Annotated in this window: 15 protein-coding genes; 8 read left to right on the top strand and 7 right to left on the bottom strand. The window is 52.8% G+C overall.

The features are described 5' to 3' along the window. Positions 1 to 2: 2 nt before the first annotated feature. Positions 3 to 899 (bottom strand): LysR family transcriptional regulator, encoded by an 897-nt coding sequence (locus tag ACW17M_RS15425; protein WP_041158816.1) that lies wholly within the window; start codon positions 897 to 899, stop codon positions 3 to 5. Between the two features lie 130 nt (positions 900 to 1,029). Here ACW17M_RS15425 and ACW17M_RS15420 point away from each other — a divergent pair, with 130 nt between their 5' ends. From ACW17M_RS15420 to mtgA, 4 genes are all read left to right on the top strand, one after another. Continuing rightward, positions 1,030 to 2,013, top strand: a complete 984-nt coding sequence (locus ACW17M_RS15420; protein ID WP_342584388.1) for an MBL fold metallo-hydrolase — start codon at positions 1,030 to 1,032, stop codon at positions 2,011 to 2,013. Positions 2,014 to 2,058: 45 nt separating this feature from the next. Next, positions 2,059 to 3,168, top strand: coding sequence for an S-(hydroxymethyl)glutathione dehydrogenase/class III alcohol dehydrogenase (locus tag ACW17M_RS15415; RefSeq protein WP_027958011.1), 1,110 nt, complete (start codon positions 2,059 to 2,061; stop codon positions 3,166 to 3,168). Positions 3,169 to 3,264: 96 nt separating this feature from the next. Beyond that, entirely contained in the window at positions 3,265 to 4,119 is an 855-nt protein-coding gene (gene fghA, locus ACW17M_RS15410; protein ID WP_027958010.1) for an S-formylglutathione hydrolase, read from the top strand. Between the two features lie 10 nt (positions 4,120 to 4,129). Next, a complete protein-coding gene (gene mtgA / locus ACW17M_RS15405) occupies positions 4,130 to 4,846 on the top strand; it encodes a monofunctional biosynthetic peptidoglycan transglycosylase (RefSeq protein WP_009288686.1) in 717 nt (238 codons plus the stop codon). A gap of 394 nt (positions 4,847 to 5,240) precedes the next feature. Here the strand turns inward: mtgA and ACW17M_RS15400 are convergent, their stop codons facing one another. After that, a complete protein-coding gene (locus ACW17M_RS15400) occupies positions 5,241 to 6,179 on the bottom strand; it encodes a DMT family transporter (protein WP_400672329.1) in 939 nt (312 codons plus the stop codon). A gap of 144 nt (positions 6,180 to 6,323) precedes the next feature. Between ACW17M_RS15400 and ACW17M_RS15395 the strand changes: the two genes are divergently transcribed. From ACW17M_RS15395 to ACW17M_RS15385, 3 genes are all read left to right on the top strand, one after another. Continuing rightward, complete coding sequence (locus ACW17M_RS15395) at positions 6,324 to 6,716, top strand: DUF4168 domain-containing protein (RefSeq protein ID WP_022522390.1); 393 nt, start codon at positions 6,324 to 6,326, stop codon at positions 6,714 to 6,716. A 262-nt stretch (positions 6,717 to 6,978) separates the two neighbouring features. Next, positions 6,979 to 8,889 (top strand): DUF294 nucleotidyltransferase-like domain-containing protein, encoded by a 1,911-nt coding sequence (locus ACW17M_RS15390; protein WP_027958007.1) that lies wholly within the window; start codon positions 6,979 to 6,981, stop codon positions 8,887 to 8,889. 1 nt (position 8,890) lies between these two features. Continuing rightward, complete coding sequence (locus ACW17M_RS15385; protein WP_022522392.1) at positions 8,891 to 9,616, top strand: 3'-5' exonuclease; 726 nt, start codon at positions 8,891 to 8,893, stop codon at positions 9,614 to 9,616. A 130-nt stretch (positions 9,617 to 9,746) separates the two neighbouring features. On the opposite strand, the gene ACW17M_RS15380 is transcribed toward ACW17M_RS15385, so the two are convergent. The 5 genes from ACW17M_RS15380 to ACW17M_RS15360 form a co-directional block, all read right to left on the bottom strand. Beyond that, positions 9,747 to 11,384: a BCCT family transporter gene (locus tag ACW17M_RS15380; RefSeq protein WP_009288362.1), complete on the bottom strand. Its 1,638-nt coding sequence runs from the start codon at positions 11,382 to 11,384 to the stop codon at positions 9,747 to 9,749. A gap of 40 nt (positions 11,385 to 11,424) precedes the next feature. Continuing rightward, the gene (locus ACW17M_RS15375) at positions 11,425 to 11,847 is read right to left on the bottom strand and encodes a universal stress protein (RefSeq protein ID WP_027958618.1); all 423 of its coding nucleotides are present in this window, start codon (positions 11,845 to 11,847) and stop codon (positions 11,425 to 11,427) included. 155 nt (positions 11,848 to 12,002) lie between these two features. After that, on the bottom strand, positions 12,003 to 12,878 hold the full coding sequence (locus tag ACW17M_RS15370) for a glycine betaine ABC transporter substrate-binding protein (RefSeq protein ID WP_009288361.1): 876 nt from the start codon (positions 12,876 to 12,878) through the stop codon (positions 12,003 to 12,005). Between the two features lie 167 nt (positions 12,879 to 13,045). Further along, positions 13,046 to 13,876, bottom strand: a complete 831-nt coding sequence (locus ACW17M_RS15365) for an ABC transporter permease (RefSeq protein ID WP_009288360.1) — start codon at positions 13,874 to 13,876, stop codon at positions 13,046 to 13,048. After that, positions 13,876 to 15,078, bottom strand: coding sequence for a quaternary amine ABC transporter ATP-binding protein (locus tag ACW17M_RS15360; RefSeq protein ID WP_009288359.1), 1,203 nt, complete (start codon positions 15,076 to 15,078; stop codon positions 13,876 to 13,878). Before ACW17M_RS15360 ends, ACW17M_RS15365 begins: the two co-directional genes overlap by 1 nt. A 396-nt stretch (positions 15,079 to 15,474) precedes the next feature. On the opposite strand from ACW17M_RS15360, the gene ACW17M_RS15355 reads away from it, so the two are divergent. After that, a complete protein-coding gene (locus ACW17M_RS15355; RefSeq protein WP_414127484.1) occupies positions 15,475 to 15,927 on the top strand; it encodes a hypothetical protein in 453 nt (150 codons plus the stop codon). Positions 15,928 to 15,931 lie beyond the last annotated feature (4 nt).

Raw genomic sequence — 15,931 nt, 5'->3', positions numbered from 1 at the left:
TGCTAGGCCAGCGGATTAGGAGGCAGTAAGCTGTCAATATTGGTGACTAGGTAGTCGACCAGCTGGCGGATTTTGGGCGACAGGTGACGGTGGCGAGGGTATACCGCCCAGACAGCGGTATCGTGGTGCTGAAAAGGCTCAAGCACGGCCACCAGCTCACCGCTGGCCAAGTAGGGCGCTACGTAATAGTCGGGCAGTTGTGCAAGGCCGAGCCCTTTAAGTGCAGCATCTAATAAAGCAGGGCCAGAATTACCGCTCCAGCGCCCTTCTACGCGCACCTCGCGTCGTTGACCGTTGACTTCAAACAGCCAGTTGGGCCGTGAGCCAATCAAGCAGCGGTGCTGGCTAAGCTCGCTCAACGTATGCGGGCGTGGCGCTTGGCGAAAGTAGCTGTGTGAGCCGACGATATACTCGCGGCGGTCGCATAACCGTCTGGCGATCAGGCTGGAATCCTTCAACACCCCCATCCGTATGGCAATATCGTAGCCCTCTTCAATTAGCTCCACCGGTCGGTTAGTGAAGTGCATGTGAACATCCAGCTGCGGATGCAAACACTGGAAGTCATTAACCAGCGGTGCGATAAAACGCTCGCCAAAGGTGGTGGCCGAGGTAAGTTTAAGCAGCCCATTGGGGGTAGCCTGAAGTTCGCTAAGCGCCTGCTCGGCATCGCGTAGCCCATCAAATAGATGGCGGCAGTGTTCCACGTAAATAGTGCCCGCATCGGTTAAGCGTATCTGGCGGGTGGTACGATAGAGCAACTGCACGCCCAGCTGGTTTTCGAGCTGGCTGACCAAACGGCTGATATGCGAGGTCGATACCTTCAGGTGGCGGGCCGCAGCAGAGAACGTGCCTAAACGCACCACCTCAACAAAGGCTTCGATACGGCTCCAGTGCTGCATGCTAACTCCCTGGGTTGATAGCGATTGTTGCTGTGTGGCAATAATTTTATGAGTGTATCCCGGTTTATCAAGAGCGCCTAGCTGGCCTACACTGCTAGCATCGCTAGCCTATGACTGGAGTCTTTTGCTTATGTCTATATCTTTATCTCAGTGGTCTCGCGGTGCGCTAGCAGTGGCCGTGAGCGCTGGCTGGGCAGTCAGTGCCCAGGCAGAGCTGCCCGCCCAGCAGCAGGAGCAGGCGCCAGGTTGGTTTCGCATGATGGTTGGGGAGTATGAGGTAACCGCGCTATACGATGGCCATACGGCTATTGATACCTCCTTGCTAAAAGGCATGGAGCAAGAAGAGATTCTCCGCCACTTGGATGCGCTATTTATCGATGCAGAGAGTGGCATGCAAACTGCGGTCAATGCCTTTCTTATTCACACTGGCGAGAACCTTGTGCTGGTCGATGCCGGCTCGGCTGCTTGCTTTGGCCCCTCATTAGGTCAGGTGGAGAGTAACCTACGCGCTTCTGGCTACTCGCCGGAGGATGTCGACACGGTGTTGATGACTCATCTGCATCCTGACCACGTGTGTGGTTTGGCCAATGAGGAGGGCGAAGCGGTTTATCCCAATGCTGAACTGCGTGCCAGCCAAGCGGATGCCGATTTTTGGCTGGATGAGGAGCGTGCGGCTGCGGCGCCTGAAGCCAATCAACCCTTCTTTACCATGGCTCAAGACGCGGTAGCGCCTTATCAGGAAGCTGATCGTTTCAACCCCTTCACGGCTGGTGATGAAGTTCTGATGGGCATTGTTGCCCAAGATACACATGGCCACACCGCCGGACACTCAAGCTTTATGCTCAATAGCGATGATGACGCCATGCTGGTATGGGGGGACGTAGTACACAGCTACGGCGTTCAATTTGCTGATCCCACTGTCGCTATCGAGTTTGACTCAGACCCCGAGCAAGCCATTCGCACTCGAGAAGAAGTGCTCGAAAGCGCGGTTGAAGATAAGCACTGGGTCGCCGGTGCCCACATGCCATTTCCCGGCATTGGTCATATCGTAAAAGATGAAGAAGGCTATCGCTGGCTGCCGATTGAATTTGGCCCAGTGGCTACTGACGAGTAACGCCTTAGTTTTTGTTTTTGAAGTAATGAACATTTAGGAGTCAAAATGAAGTCACGCGCAGCTGTTGCATTGGAAGCGGGTAAGCCGCTTGAACTGGTCGAGATTGATGTCGAAGGCCCGAAGGCGGGGGAAGTGCTGGTTAAAATGGCCGCGACAAGCGTTTGCCATACCGATGCTTACACGCTCTCCGGTGCTGATCCCGAAGGTAACTTCCCTGCCGTGTTGGGCCATGAAGGTGCTGGCGTTGTACAGGAAGTCGGCGAGGGCGTTACCAGCCTTAAGCCAGGCGACCATGTTATTCCGCTTTACACCGCTGAGTGTGGAAAGTGTAAATTCTGTTTGTCGGGCAAAACCAACCTGTGTGGCAGCGTGCGTGCTACCCAAGGTAAAGGGGTCATGCCTGACGGTACCTCGCGTTTTTCACTCGAGGGTAAAATGCTTCATCACTATATGGGCACCTCCACGTTCAGCGAGTACACCGTGTTGCCTGAAGTCTCCCTGGCGGTGGTTTCTAAAGAAGCACCCATGGATAAAATCTGCCTACTGGGCTGCGGCGTGACCACCGGCATCGGTGCGGTGCTCAATACCGCTAAAGTAGAGCCGGGCGCCACGGTGGCGGTGTTTGGTCTCGGGGCTATCGGTTTGGCCGTCATCCAAGGCGCGGTCATGGCCAAGGCGGGGCGTATTATTGCTATCGACGTCAACGCTGATAAATTTGAGCTGGCCAAGCAGTTTGGCGCCACTGATTTTGTGAACCCCAAAGAGTATTCAGATCCAATCCAGCAGGTCATTGTCGATTTGACCGATGGCGGCGTTGACTACTCCTTTGAGTGTATCGGCAACGTCAATGTGATGCGCTCAGCGCTGGAGTGCTGCCACAAAGGCTGGGGTGAATCGATCATCATTGGTGTCGCTGGAGCCGGTGAAGAGATCTCCACACGGCCATTCCAGTTGGTCACCGGGCGGGTCTGGAAAGGCTCCGCCTTTGGTGGCGTAAAAGGACGCAGCGAGCTGCCGGGCTACGTTGATCGTTATATGAACGGCGAAATCAATATCGACGATTTCATTACCCACGATATGCCATTCGAAAAGATCAACGAAGCGTTTGAATTACTGCATGCGGGTAAGAGCATTCGTACCGTGCTGCATTACTAGGCCTAGCATTATTAAGTAGTATAGAAAGCACGTTTGAAACGCTAAAACGCGGTAGGGTAGACCTGCCGCGTTTGCTGTATTTAAAGGAACCTGCCCATGAGCATGAGTGAAACTCTAGAACTGGTGTCTGCCAACCGTAGTTTCGGGGGCTGGCATAAGCGCTACCGCCACTATTCCCGTGCGCTGGACTGCGACATGATCTTCGCCGTTTACTTACCACCCCAGGCGGAAAACGAGCGCGTACCGCTGCTGTGGTGGCTCTCGGGGCTGACCTGTAATGACGAAAATTTCATGCAGAAAGCGGGCGCTCACCGTATTGCCGCTGAGCTGGGCGTGGCGATTGTTTGCCCTGATACCAGCCCACGGGGCACCGACTTGCCCGGCGAGCATGAAAGCTATGATTTAGGCTCTGGGGCTGGGTTTTACGTCAATGCTACCGAGTCACCCTGGAAGCCCCACTATCGCATGTATGACTATGTGATTGAGGAGCTGCCTTCCGTGGTGCGTCAGCACTTCCCGGTCAATGGGCGCGAATCTATTAGCGGACACTCGATGGGTGGGCACGGAGCATTGATCCTGGCGCTGCGTCATCCAGGTCGTTTCCGCTCTGTGTCGGCCTTCTCTCCAGTGGTCAACCCGATGAACTGCCCTTGGGGGCAGCAGGCGTTTAACGCCTACTTGGGGGACGATCAGTCCCGCTGGCGTCAGTACGATGCCTGTGAGCTGGTGGCCAACGGCGCATCACGCCAGCGCCTGTTTATCGACCAGGGCGAAGCGGATCAATTCCTGGAGGAGCAGCTTAAGCCAGAGCGTTTAGAAGCCGTTTGCGAAGAGCATGATCATCCGTTAACGCTGCGCCGCCAGCCGGGCTACGATCACAGTTACTTCTTCATTGCCTCGTTCATTGAGGATCATCTGCGCTATCATGCAGATCACCTCATGAAGCGTTAAGGATAACGGGATGCTCAATCGCTTGCTGCGCCGTTTTATGCGTCTGCTATGGCGGATTGTATGGCGCGGCGTTTTAGCGTTTGTACTGTTGTCGGTCGCGCTGGTCTTGCTGTTTCGAGTCGTTCCACCACCGGGGTCGATGGTGATGGTCGAGCGCAAAATTCAGAGCTGGATCCACAGCGATCCGATTCGTATACAGCGCGAGTGGCGAGGCTGGGACTCGCTCTCGGTGAACGCTAAGCTGGCAGTGATTGCCGCGGAGGATCAGCGCTTTCCACACCACGGCGGGTTTGATCTGGTCGAACTGCGCCGCGCATTGCAGGCTAGTCGGGACGGCGGACGACTGCGCGGTGCCAGTACCTTGAGCCAACAAACGGCTAAAAACGTTTTTCTGTGGACAGGTCGCAGCTGGACGCGGAAGGGGCTAGAAGCGTGGTTTACGCTACTGATCGAGATACTCTGGAGCAAGCAGCGTATTTTAGAGGTCTATCTCAATGTCGCCGAGTGGGATCGCGGTGTGTTTGGCCTAGAAGCCGCTGCTCAGCACTATTTTGGCGTCTCTTCAGCTTCGTTAACTGAGCGCCAGGCAAGTCTTCTCGCGGCTATCTTACCCAGCCCGCTGACGCGCAGCGCCGCACGCCCCGATGCCCAGGTTGAGCGGCGAAGTCAGTGGATTCGCCAGCAGATGCGTAACTTAGGTGGGGCTGATTATTTGCAACATCTATAGCTATTTTTATATAGCTATTTTTAGCCACGCTATTCGTATTTAGCGTCGTCAATTTCCGCGAGTGCTTCCAGATTGGGATAGGAGAAGTAATAGCCCTGCTACATGGGAAGACCCAAGGGCAGCAGGCCGCGTGATTCCTCACGGGTTTCAACACCTTCAGCAATTAGCTGAGTTCCCAAGGTTTTTGCTAGTGCCACCAGGCTATGCAGTATGGCTTGGTAGCACTTGTCGTTATCGCCCCCAATTGATGATCGGTTGAAACACCATCGTGAATGCAAAAGGTACCGGAGAATTGCAACGGTTACAGTGTCCGTTCACCCTGGCACAGTGGTGTTGTGCTGACATGTTTAGCCAAGCCCTGGAATAAAATTATCGACCGATTATAAAAATCGGGTCATCGTCTACTCGCCTTAGGGCCGGGTTTCCGTATCACCATCACTACCCCAGTGATGGCCACCAACATACCCACAAGCCCTAACAAGGGAAGGCGTTCGTCAAAGAGCCACCACGCCTGAAGCGCCGTGACTGGCGGCACAAGATAAAAAAGACTCGCTACACGCGAGGCTTCCCCCTTTTTAATCAAGGCCATGAGTAACAGAATAGCTGCAATTGAGAGAATCAACACCAACCAGCCCAGGGTCAGCACAAAGGTGCTGCTCCATTCCACCTGGCGGGACTCAAAAAGCAGGGCTCCAACGCCCAGCAGAGCGCCCGCTGCTAAGTACTGAATCACCGCCCCTGAAAGCAGCGGCATGCTGGTGCAGTATCTTTTCTGATAGAGCGTACCCAGCGAAATCCCCATTAACGCGGCGGTGACACACAGCAGAGCACTAATCCCGAAGCCGTCAAACAGCGACTCACCCAGCTCAAGCTTACTGCCGAGGACTAAACTGATACCTATCAGGCCCAGCGCTAGCCCTGTCCATTGGCGCCAGGAGAGCTGCTCACCCAGCAGTGGGCCAGCGAAGGCGGCGGTCAGAAGCGGCTGCAGCCCCACCAGTAAGGCCGCTAAACCGGCGGGCATGCCCAGGTAAATGCCATAGAAGACGCCACCTAAGTAAGCACCATGAACTAGAAAGCCTGATATGGCGATATGTGTCCATAGCCTGGGTGATGAGGGCCAAGGTATCCGCATCACGACGACCAGCGGAGTCAGTAGCAGTAGCGTGAGTACAAAGCGAATAAACAGAAACGTAAAAGGTTCTGCGTAAGGCAGGCCGAACTTTGCACCAATAAAGCCAGTGCTCCAAAGCAGAACAAAAAGTGCGGGCATGGCGGCAAGCCCTGCTGAAGGTAAGTCGTTTTTACGTAACTTGCTGAATATGCTAGACATATTATTTCCGAGGTGGCGTGTTTAATTCGTCTTTTAGATACATTTAGTTCTTTTTGTTACTAGCTTTTACATAAAAGATTGAACCTGCTTGAGCATGGCGCGTCACAGAGGGCACATACACAACGCAATATTGAGGTTTCTTCTATGCAACGTATGACTGCTCTGTTCTCCGCTGCTCTGCTCGCGACCGGTTTGATGACGGCCACCGCCCACGCCCAGGAAGAGCAGCAAGGCGCTGCACAAGATCCAATGGCAACCCAGCAAGCTCCTGCCCAGGATTTTTCTGACGACCAGCTCCAGCAGTTTGCCGATGCTTCTCAAGAAATTGCGGTTATTTCTCAGGAATATACCCAGCGTCTGCAGGAAGCGGAAGATGAATCAGCGCAACAGGAAGTGCGCACCGAAGCTAACGACCGCATGATCGAAGTGGTCGAAGACAGCGGCCTAGATGTTGATACCTTCAACGCTATTGGTCAATCCATTCAGCAAGATCCGGAAATGATGCAGCGTGTGCAGGAAATGGCTAACCAGTCATAAGTCATACTGCTAAAAGTGGCTGATGTGTTTTTGCTAATTTGGTCTGGCTAATATAGCAACCTTTATTTAGCAACGTTAATATTAGTATGGTTTCGGCCACCAAAGCCCGGTGCATGACTGCACCGGGCTTTTTTTGTGAGCCGATTGGCCTACGGTTAGTTTTATTATCCTTAGTGGGGTTTACCTAACTTAGCCTTCCCGCCACACTTTAGATTATGCGTTGATTATCCCGCCTATTGACCGGCAACACCAAGGAGTCCGTATGGATGTCGAACTGTTAGAAATACGCCAACATATGGGACGGTTTCCCCCTTTTGATGGGCTGTCGGATGATCTCCTTGATGCCATTGCTGAGCAGGTGGAAGTGAGCTACTTCAAAACAGGTAGCAGCATATTAACGCTTAACGAGATGCTCAATGATCTTTGCTATATCCGCAGTGGCGCTGTGGAGGTTTATCGTAGTCAGGGCGAGCTGTATAACCGCCTGGGCGAAGGCGATATTTTCGGTCACTTCAGCCTCTTGCGTAACCATAAGGTGCGTTTCCCAGCCCAGGCGATCGAAGATACCCTGATCTATTTTATTCCCAAGGCGGTCTTCCTGCGATTGTGCGAGGAGGATGACCATTTTGCGGATTTTGTCGAGTTGGAGCGACCGCGGCTTGAGAGCGCTGCCGAGCAGCAAAAGAAATCCAACGACATGATGGTGACGCGGATACGCAAGCTGCTAACCCGCTATCCAGTAATGGTGGAAACGTCTACCAGCGTTCAGCACGCCGCGCAGCAAATGAGCGAGGCTCAAGCCTCCGCCCTGCTGGTAATAAAAGAGGGGAGCGATAACCCGCGCTACAGTTTTAAAGATAGCGAAGGCCAAACTTGGCAGATGTGCGGTATTTTAACCGATAGTGATTTTCGTACCCGCATTGTGGCCGAGGGGCTATCGCCACAAACCTCCGTCGGTGAAGTGATTTCCTCGCGGCTAATTACTATCCAGTCTGACGCCTCTGTTTATGAAGCGATGCTGACGATGTTGCGCAGTAACGTGCATCACCTGCCTGTGCTCTATCGTCAGCGCCCTGTGGGCGTAGTGCATCTCTCCGACATTATTCGCTACGAGACCCACAGTGGTCTCTATCTGGTCAGCAATATTTTTAATCAGTCCAGCGCCCAGGGGCTGGCACGCTTGGCGCCGGATGTGAGCGCGGCGTTTGTGCGTATGGTGCAAGAGGGCGCTAACTCGCAGATGGTGGGTAGCGCCCTTTCCACGATCGGACGCAGCTTTACTCGACGGTTGCTGGAAATGGCTGAAGCAGAACTTGGCCCCCCGCCGGTGCCTTATTGTTTTATGGTGAATGGCTCAATGGCCCGCAATGAGCAGAGCATCGTCACTGACCAGGATAATGCGCTGATCCTCTCCGACGAGTTTAATCCCGAAGAGCATGACGACTACTTTTACGCCCTGGCAAAAATTGTCAGCGATGGCTTAGATGCCTGCGGTTACACCTACTGCAAAGGTGACGTTATGGCGACCAACGTTCAGTGGCGTCAGCCGCTCAGCGTTTGGAAGGGGTATTTTCAGGATTGGATGGCCAATCCCACGCCTGAACGGCTGCTGCACAGCTCGATTTTCTTTGACCTGGATAGTTGCTATGGCGAAGACCTTTATGTGGAAACGCTGCAAGATTTGATTGCCGAGACAGCGCCAAAATCACCGCTGTTTTTAGCCGCCATGGCGCGCAATGCCTTAAACCGTACGCCACCGCTGGGGTTTTTCCGTACCTTTGTGATGGAGCAAGATGGCAAGCACAACAACTCGATCAACTTGAAGCGCCGGGGAACTGCGCCGATGGTGGATTTGGTGCGTATTCACGCTTTGGCCTGCGGTTCCAAAGCGCAGAACTCCTTTCAGCGCTTGAATGACATCAGTAAGACCCAACTATTGGCGACCGGCATGAGCGACAAGCTAAGTTATGCGTTTGAGTTTTTATGCATGTCGCGGATTCGCCATCAAATGATTGACCTACAAGAGGATCGCCTGCCGGATAACAATATCGAGCCCGAAAACGTGGCGGACAGCGAACGCCACACCCTGAAAGACGCTTTCCAAGTGCTTAGCAACGCGCAAAAATTCCTCAAGTTCCGCTATCCCATGCCTGCACAACGGCAGGGGCGCTAAGATGCGCGGTATACGCCCACGTCAAAAAATCGTCCAGGCCGATTGGAAGGGCTATATGGCCCAACGAGCGCAACAAGCGAAAAATCCTGCCCTTCAGCAATTCTTTGGTACGCCGTTGCCTGATCCTGAAACGCCCATTTCTGAGGTGCCCATGGTGGCGCTGGATATGGAAACCACTGGGCTGGATGAGAGGCGCCATGCGATTGTTAGTATTGGCCTCGTGCCCTTCACGTTAAATCGTATCAAATTGGCTGAGCGGCGCTATTGGGTAGTGAACCCTTCGCGGCCGCTAGCAGAAGCCTCAATTACCTACCACCACATTACCCATTCAGAGATCGCCCAGGCGCCGGACTTAGATGCGATACTGGACGAACTGCTGGCCCAGCTAGCAGGTCGCCTAGTGGTCGTTCATTTTCGCAATATTGAACGGCCTTTTTTGAATGCAGCTGTCAAAGCCCGACGTGGGGAAGGAGTGCTGTTTCCGATGATTGATACCATGTCGCTGGAAGCGCGGATGCACCGCCAAACCCTATGGGCGCGGTTCCGCCGCTGGCTGGGTCGCCCACCGGTTTCCATCCGTATGCATGCGAGTCGTGAGCGCTATGGCTTGCCCCCTTATCAAGGACATCATGCCCTGGTGGATGCATTGGCCACCGCAGAGCTATTGCAGGCGCAAATAGCCACCCATTATCGACCTGAAACGCCATTGAAAGATATTTGGTGTTGATGCTTAGCTGTCGACATACCAACAAAAACGGGCAACCCATTGGGTTGCCCGTTTACTAGCTAAATTTGAACAGTACCAGCAAGCTTTAAACTTATGATTGGTTTAAAACCATGGTCGGTTCAAAGCATCGCTAGACGGCTTTAGGTTCGCTCATCAACCCCTTGATAATGGCATAGCAGGCCACTAGCAGAATGATGGTGAACGGGAAGCCGGTAGAAACAGCCATGGTTTGCAGCGCTGTTAGGCCACCGCCTAGCAGTAGCGCAATGGCAATCGCGCCTTCAATGATCGCCCAGAAAACGCGCTGTGGCGTCGGTGCATCGACCTTACCGCCAGCGGTGATGGAGTCAATCACCAACGAGCCAGAGTCAGACGACGTCACGAAGAACACGATGACTAGCACAATGGCCACGAATGAGGTGATTTGTGATAACGGCAGCTGCTCGAGCATTATGAATAGCTGCAGATCAACGCCTGCATCGCGAACGGCCTCAATGCCTTGGCTGACGTACTGATCAATGGCTGTGCCACCAAACGTGGTCATCCATAGTACTGATACAGTGGACGGCACCAGCATCACCGAGACCAGAAATTCACGCACTGTACGACCGCGGGATACCCGCGCAATAAACATACCGACATACGGAGACCAGGAGATCCACCAGGCCCAGTAGAAGGCTGTCCAGCCCTGGCTGAAGTTGGCATCTTCACGACCAAAAGGATTCGATAACGCAGGTAGATGAACCGCATAGTTCCAAAGGTTTTCAAAGAAGCCCGTGGCAATCATCAGGGTAGGGCCAACAGCAATCACAAAGAAAAGTAGCATTGCCGCAAGAATAATATTGATTTTGGAGAGCAGCTGTACGCCCTTATCAACGCCTGCCACGATTGAGCCGATGGCGATCATCGTAATACCGATGATCAACAGGATCATGGTGATATCACTTTCCGGCGCACCAAACAGGTAAGTGAGGCCTGCTGCTGCTTGGGTTGCCCCTAAACCAAGGGACGTAGCCAAACCAAATAAAGTGGCAAACACTGCCAAAATATCAATCACGTGGCCTGGCCAGCCCCATACGCGCTCACCCAAAATGGGGTAGAACACAGAACGCATGGATAGCGGCAGGCCCTTATTGAACGAAAACAGTGCCAGTGAAAGCGCCACTACAGCGTAAATTGCCCAGGGGTGCAGGCCCCAGTGGAAGATGGTTGCGGCCATAGCTAACGCTTCAGCACCGGCAGCATTGCCTTCCGCACCCGCAAGCGGCGCCCAGCTGCCACCGTCAAATGAAGTGCCAAAGTGCGTCAGCGGTTCGTTAACGCCGAAAAACATCAAGCCAATGCCCATGCCTGCGGCAAATAGCATTGAAAACCAACCCATATAGGTAAAATCAGGCTTGGCATCGGCGCCACCAATGCGGATTTTACCTAAAGGAGAGAAGATCAGACCAATGCACAAAATGACGAATATATTCGCCGCTAGAATAAAGAACCAAGACAGATTTCCGGTCAAGAAATCGAAAATGTTTTGATAAATCGGTGCGACGGTCTCTTGCAGTGCCAGAGTTAACACCACAAATAGCAGCACGATAACGGCCGATATACTGAACACCTTACCGTGCAGGTCAAGATTGAGACCCATAGTATTCGTGGTGATGTTGTCTTGGCCGATAACGTAATCGGTATCGATCAGGTTAGCCGGGCCATCTGGGGCGGGTATACCCTCAGAGACCGGCTCATCAGGCTCATTTTTCGGTGTTTTGTCCATAAGTTTACTCCCTTAATTATTTTAAAAACGAAAGGCGGTTTTATTGAGCCAGACGAATTAAGAAGACAGAGGCGTTTGTGTGGGTTGCTACTTTGCCACCATGCGAAGGCATGACAATATCCAAATGCCGCGGCAGGTGAGTTGCCATCATTACTAAGTCAGCCCCTACTTCGTCAATAGCTTTCTCAAGTAGTGTGTCGATATTCGCCATAGGGTCTGTTGAGCTATATACCTTGCTGCTTACCGGTTGGCCATGAACCTTATGTCGCTCTTGCGCAAAAGCCTCGAGCTTTTGCGCATACTCCTGGGGAGTGCGGGCGACGCTTGTGGGTGTATTGGCCGTGACGCTGACATAGGTGATATGGGCGTCATATTGTTTGGCAAGGTCGGCTACAACGCTTAATGCGGGTTCAAGTGCTTCAAGGTGGGCAAGGTCTACCGGCACCATAATGTTATTAAACATGTCAAGCTCCCGAAATGACCTGTCACACTATCAAACTGCTTATAGTAGTGTGCTCATAACAATAGGTTGTACAAACTTAAGCAGTTGGGCTGGGGCTTACGAAAGCCCCAGCCCAACCATTGCTAACAAATACAACTTACCTAATCAAAATGGCATTAGCTATCGAGCCATTCTGCTACTACATCTTGGTTATCTTCAACCCACTGCTTCGCGTTCTCATAGGGGTCACTGCCATCTTCCTGGTTCATCAGCATGACCTCGCCCATCTGCTCAGGCGTCCACTCGAAAGCGTCGAGAATGGCATAGGCTCCTGGCATGTCGTCTTCCAGGCCTTGGCGAACTGCGGTGTGAATCTGCTCTGCACCGCCATAGACGTTTTCAGGGTCTTCTAGATATTTGAGATCAAAGCGGGCAAACATCCAGTGGGGCGTCCAGCCAGTAACAACGACATCTTCCTCGTTATTAATTGCACTCGACAGTGCCGCCGTCATGGTGGCACCGCTGCCACTACGCAGATTCAGCTCAAGGTCATAGGTATCCACAACCTCTTCGGTGAGGCTCATTAAACCTGCACCAGGGTCAATACCGATGATCTCGCCGTTAAAGCTGTCGGCGTTATCGTTAAGGTCTGCAATCGAGTCGACGTCAGTATACTCTGGAACCACAAGGCCCAGCTTGGTGCCGTCCAGGTTGGGGCCAAGGTCTTCAATACTATCGCCCAGGCGTTCCATGTAATCGGCGTGAGTGGTTGGCAACCAAGCAGCGACGATGGCATCCGCATCGCCAGTGGAGAGCGCCTGGAACATAGCCGCCGCTGAGAGTGAGGTTAGCTCGACGTCATAGCCCGCTTGCTCAAGTACTGCAGCGACCACGTTAGTTGAAGCGACTTCGGAAGACCACTCTACGTAGGCCAGGTTAACCATGCCTTTCTCTTCTTCAGCCTGCGCCGCGCTGCTGACGGTCACACCAGCACCTGCTAACAGTGCCAGCGAAGCAAGACGGATACGGAGGTTCAATGTGCGATGTTTCATTCACTTTCTCCCTTGTGTATTAAAATATAAATGTACTGGTTATTAACGTGCATGATGTTTAACGAGCACGGTTGCTGCAAAACACAGCATGGTAAGCAAAGAGCGACTTAGCAAGCTAATGGCTCAACGCAGCCGCTTCTGCTGTTTTACTCTATCGCGCGTTTTCGCTATTGCCGGGTTTTTCTAAGCGATTGCGTCAGGCGGTCAAGCAGCATGGCCAGGATGACCACCGCGATGCCTGCTTCAAAGCCGTCGCCAGGGCGCAAGCGTTGAATTGCGCGCCATACTTCGCTGCCCAAACCATCTGCACCAATCATGGCGGCGATGACTACCATGGAGAGAGCGAGCATTATCGTTTGGTTGATACCTGCCATTACTGTGGGCAGTGACAGCGGTAGCTGCACTTTGAATAGCTTTTGACCACGGGTAGCGCCGTAGGCATCGGCGGCCTCAATCAGCTCCACCGGTACTTGACGAATACCCAGGGTGGTAAAGCGAATGGCCGGAGGCATCGAGAAGATCACCGTAGCAAAAATCGCCGACACCGAGCCAATACCGAAAAATGGAATAGCCGGGATCAAATAGACGAATGCTGGCATGGTCTGCATAAAGTCGAGAATTGGCATAATGACCCGGTAAAGCCGGTTAGACAGCGCCGCGGCAATACCCACAGGTAACGCGATGACGACTGCCACCATGGTAGCGAACACTACCAGCGTGAGCGTTTCAATCATCGGGTTCCAGAGCCCCAGGTTCCAGATCAGTGCCAAGCCCGCAGCAGCGCCTATGGCTAGGCGAGTGCCCGCCAGCTTCCAGCAGAGCAGGGCGATCAAGCCAAGCAGCGCCCACTCGGGTAACCACATCAAGCCGTCATTTAAAACATCGATACCGGTTTGAGTGAAACGAGAGATGCCGCGGGTAACCAAAGAGTATTCGCTGGTCAACCAAGTCAGGCCGCCTTCAATCCAATCACCTAGCGGGATGCGTGGGATATCCATTATTGCTCTCCTGCTCGTGCCAGTTCGTCGAGTACTGCGCCTTTAACCACCACGCCTAGCAGTTGCTCTTGCTTATCAATAACGGCGATAGGGAAACTCTTTTCACTAAACATGGCAAACAGGTTATGCAGTGGCTCATCCATGGGGACTTTGCGGAAATCCTGGGTTAAGTAGGGAATAATCGAATCGGCACCCTCTTCAATGGCCCGGCTGGCGGCATCGGCCTCGAGTAGCCCGATAAGGCGGCGGTTGCGATCAACCACATAAATAGAGTCGATAGCATGGTCGCGCATGCGGTGTAGCGCCGTGCGTGGGCCATCGCTTTCCCGAGCTGTGGAGCGCAGTGGCCGCATGGCGCTCTCGGCGGTCAAGATACGTGCCCGGTCAACGCCTTCGATAAAGCGACGCACGTAGTCATCCGCAGGCTTGGTCAGAATCTCTTCCGGCGTGCCGATCTGCACCACTTCGCCATCTTTCAGCAACACGATACGGTCGCCAATGTTGAGCGCCTCATCCAGATCGTGGGTGATGAAGACCGTGGTTTTTTGCATTTTGGATTGCAGCTGCAAAAGCTCTTGCTGCATGTCTTTGCGAATTAGCGGGTCAAGTGCTGAGAAAGCTTCATCCATTAACAGTACGGTGGCATCGTTTGCCAGAGCACGGGCGAGGCCAACGCGCTGCTGCATACCGCCGGAAAGTTGATTCGGGTAGGCGTCTTCCCAGCCCTCCAGGCCCACTTGCTTAAGCGCATCATGGGCAATTTTATGGCGCTCTGTTTTCTCTACGCCGCGAATTTCCAAACCGAACTCGGCATTTTGCTGCACAGTGCGGTGGGGGAATAGCGCGAAATTTTGAAATACCATAGAGAAGTGACGGCGGCGGCACTCCAGTAACGCTTTCTCTTTTAGCGTCGGGATGTTTTCGCCGTCGATAATGATCTCACCTTCGGTGGTCTCAATTAGACGGTTAAGACAACGGATCAAGGTCGATTTGCCTGACCCCGAGAGTCCCATGATGACCAGCAGTTCGCCTTCATAGACATCAAACGAAATATTGGATAGCCCCAGCGTCTGGCCGGATTTCTCCAGAATTTCGGGGCGCTTCATTCCTTGATCACGTAGCTCAATGGCTTTTTGTGGGTGCTTACCAAAGACTTTGCTTAATCCGCGCACTTTAATTTTGACGGGTCGTGTCTCGTCCATCGGCGATGCCTTTTTGTTGAGCTGAATGGGCGTGTGTCGTTATTGCGCCATTCATAAAGAAATAAGAGCTTGAGTCGGATAATTTATTAAAAATTATTATACATAGGTGGGGCCTGTGTGTCACAACGGCTCGCTCAACGGGGCAATTAACGCTACATGTGTCATTTTTTACCCACTCGCGCGGGCTGCCTATAAGTACATAATGGCATTGCTAATGTTTTATAAGACATTGATTATTAATTGTTTATATTGGTTTTTTATGTTTTTGGCACGTAAAGTGATTGTAGTTTAAGTAGAGTGTTGTGAATAACTTGTATACGTGTACGGAAAGCTGACTGTCGATTTTTCCAGTGAAATGTTTAGAAACAAGCAGCGTAAGTAATGGAGGTGGGTATTATGGATAAGCAACACGACCACATTGAGAGCAAGCAAATTTCCAATCGCCCACGCTGGTTAACGCTGTGCATGATGGCGACAGCGGCAAGTGTAATTGTGTTAGCTGGTTGCGGTGATAACGAAGAAACAGCGCCACCTGCTGAAGAGCCTTCACCATTAGAGCAGGATGCCACCACTCAGCCGGAACCGGGTATGAGTGAAGAGTCAGCGATGGAGCAGGATCCAGGCTTAAGTGAAGAGCCAGCAGCAGAAAACAGCATGACGCAATCTGAAGAAACGATGTCAGAAGATCCTATGTCAGAAGATCCTATGTCAGAAGAGTCCATGCCGGATGACACCATGGACGAGCCCGCAGAGGGCACTATGAACCCTGACGACGAGCCTGGCTTTGGTGAAGGAACCGAACCTATGCCTGGCGCTGAAGAAGAGGATGAAAATTCGACCAGTAACTAGTCTT

It is taken from the genome of Vreelandella sp. 2A-K22, assembly GCF_054065485.1.
Note: the sequence above shows the minus strand (reverse complement) of the source record. Positions and strands in the feature narration are given on the sequence as shown.

Excerpts from the sequence above, each read along its gene's own strand:
- ACW17M_RS15425 (WP_041158816.1), bottom strand. The coding sequence starts at position 899 with ATGCAGCACTGGAGCCGTATCGAAGCCTTTGTTGAGGTGGTGCGTTTA.
- ACW17M_RS15420 (WP_342584388.1), top strand. The coding sequence starts at position 1,030 with ATGTCTATATCTTTATCTCAGTGGTCTCGCGGTGCGCTAGCAGTGGCC.
- ACW17M_RS15415 (WP_027958011.1), top strand. The coding sequence starts at position 2,059 with ATGAAGTCACGCGCAGCTGTTGCATTGGAAGCGGGTAAGCCGCTTGAA.
- fghA (WP_027958010.1), top strand. The coding sequence starts at position 3,265 with ATGAGCATGAGTGAAACTCTAGAACTGGTGTCTGCCAACCGTAGTTTC.
- mtgA (WP_009288686.1), top strand. The coding sequence starts at position 4,130 with ATGCTCAATCGCTTGCTGCGCCGTTTTATGCGTCTGCTATGGCGGATT.
- ACW17M_RS15400 (WP_400672329.1), bottom strand. The coding sequence starts at position 6,179 with ATGTCTAGCATATTCAGCAAGTTACGTAAAAACGACTTACCTTCAGCA.
- ACW17M_RS15395 (WP_022522390.1), top strand. The coding sequence starts at position 6,324 with ATGCAACGTATGACTGCTCTGTTCTCCGCTGCTCTGCTCGCGACCGGT.
- ACW17M_RS15390 (WP_027958007.1), top strand. The coding sequence starts at position 6,979 with ATGGATGTCGAACTGTTAGAAATACGCCAACATATGGGACGGTTTCCC.
- ACW17M_RS15385 (WP_022522392.1), top strand. The coding sequence starts at position 8,891 with ATGCGCGGTATACGCCCACGTCAAAAAATCGTCCAGGCCGATTGGAAG.
- ACW17M_RS15380 (WP_009288362.1), bottom strand. The coding sequence starts at position 11,384 with ATGGACAAAACACCGAAAAATGAGCCTGATGAGCCGGTCTCTGAGGGT.
- ACW17M_RS15375 (WP_027958618.1), bottom strand. The coding sequence starts at position 11,847 with ATGTTTAATAACATTATGGTGCCGGTAGACCTTGCCCACCTTGAAGCA.
- ACW17M_RS15370 (WP_009288361.1), bottom strand. The coding sequence starts at position 12,878 with ATGAAACATCGCACATTGAACCTCCGTATCCGTCTTGCTTCGCTGGCA.
- ACW17M_RS15365 (WP_009288360.1), bottom strand. The coding sequence starts at position 13,876 with ATGGATATCCCACGCATCCCGCTAGGTGATTGGATTGAAGGCGGCCTG.
- ACW17M_RS15360 (WP_009288359.1), bottom strand. The coding sequence starts at position 15,078 with ATGGACGAGACACGACCCGTCAAAATTAAAGTGCGCGGATTAAGCAAA.
- ACW17M_RS15355 (WP_414127484.1), top strand. The coding sequence starts at position 15,475 with ATGGATAAGCAACACGACCACATTGAGAGCAAGCAAATTTCCAATCGC.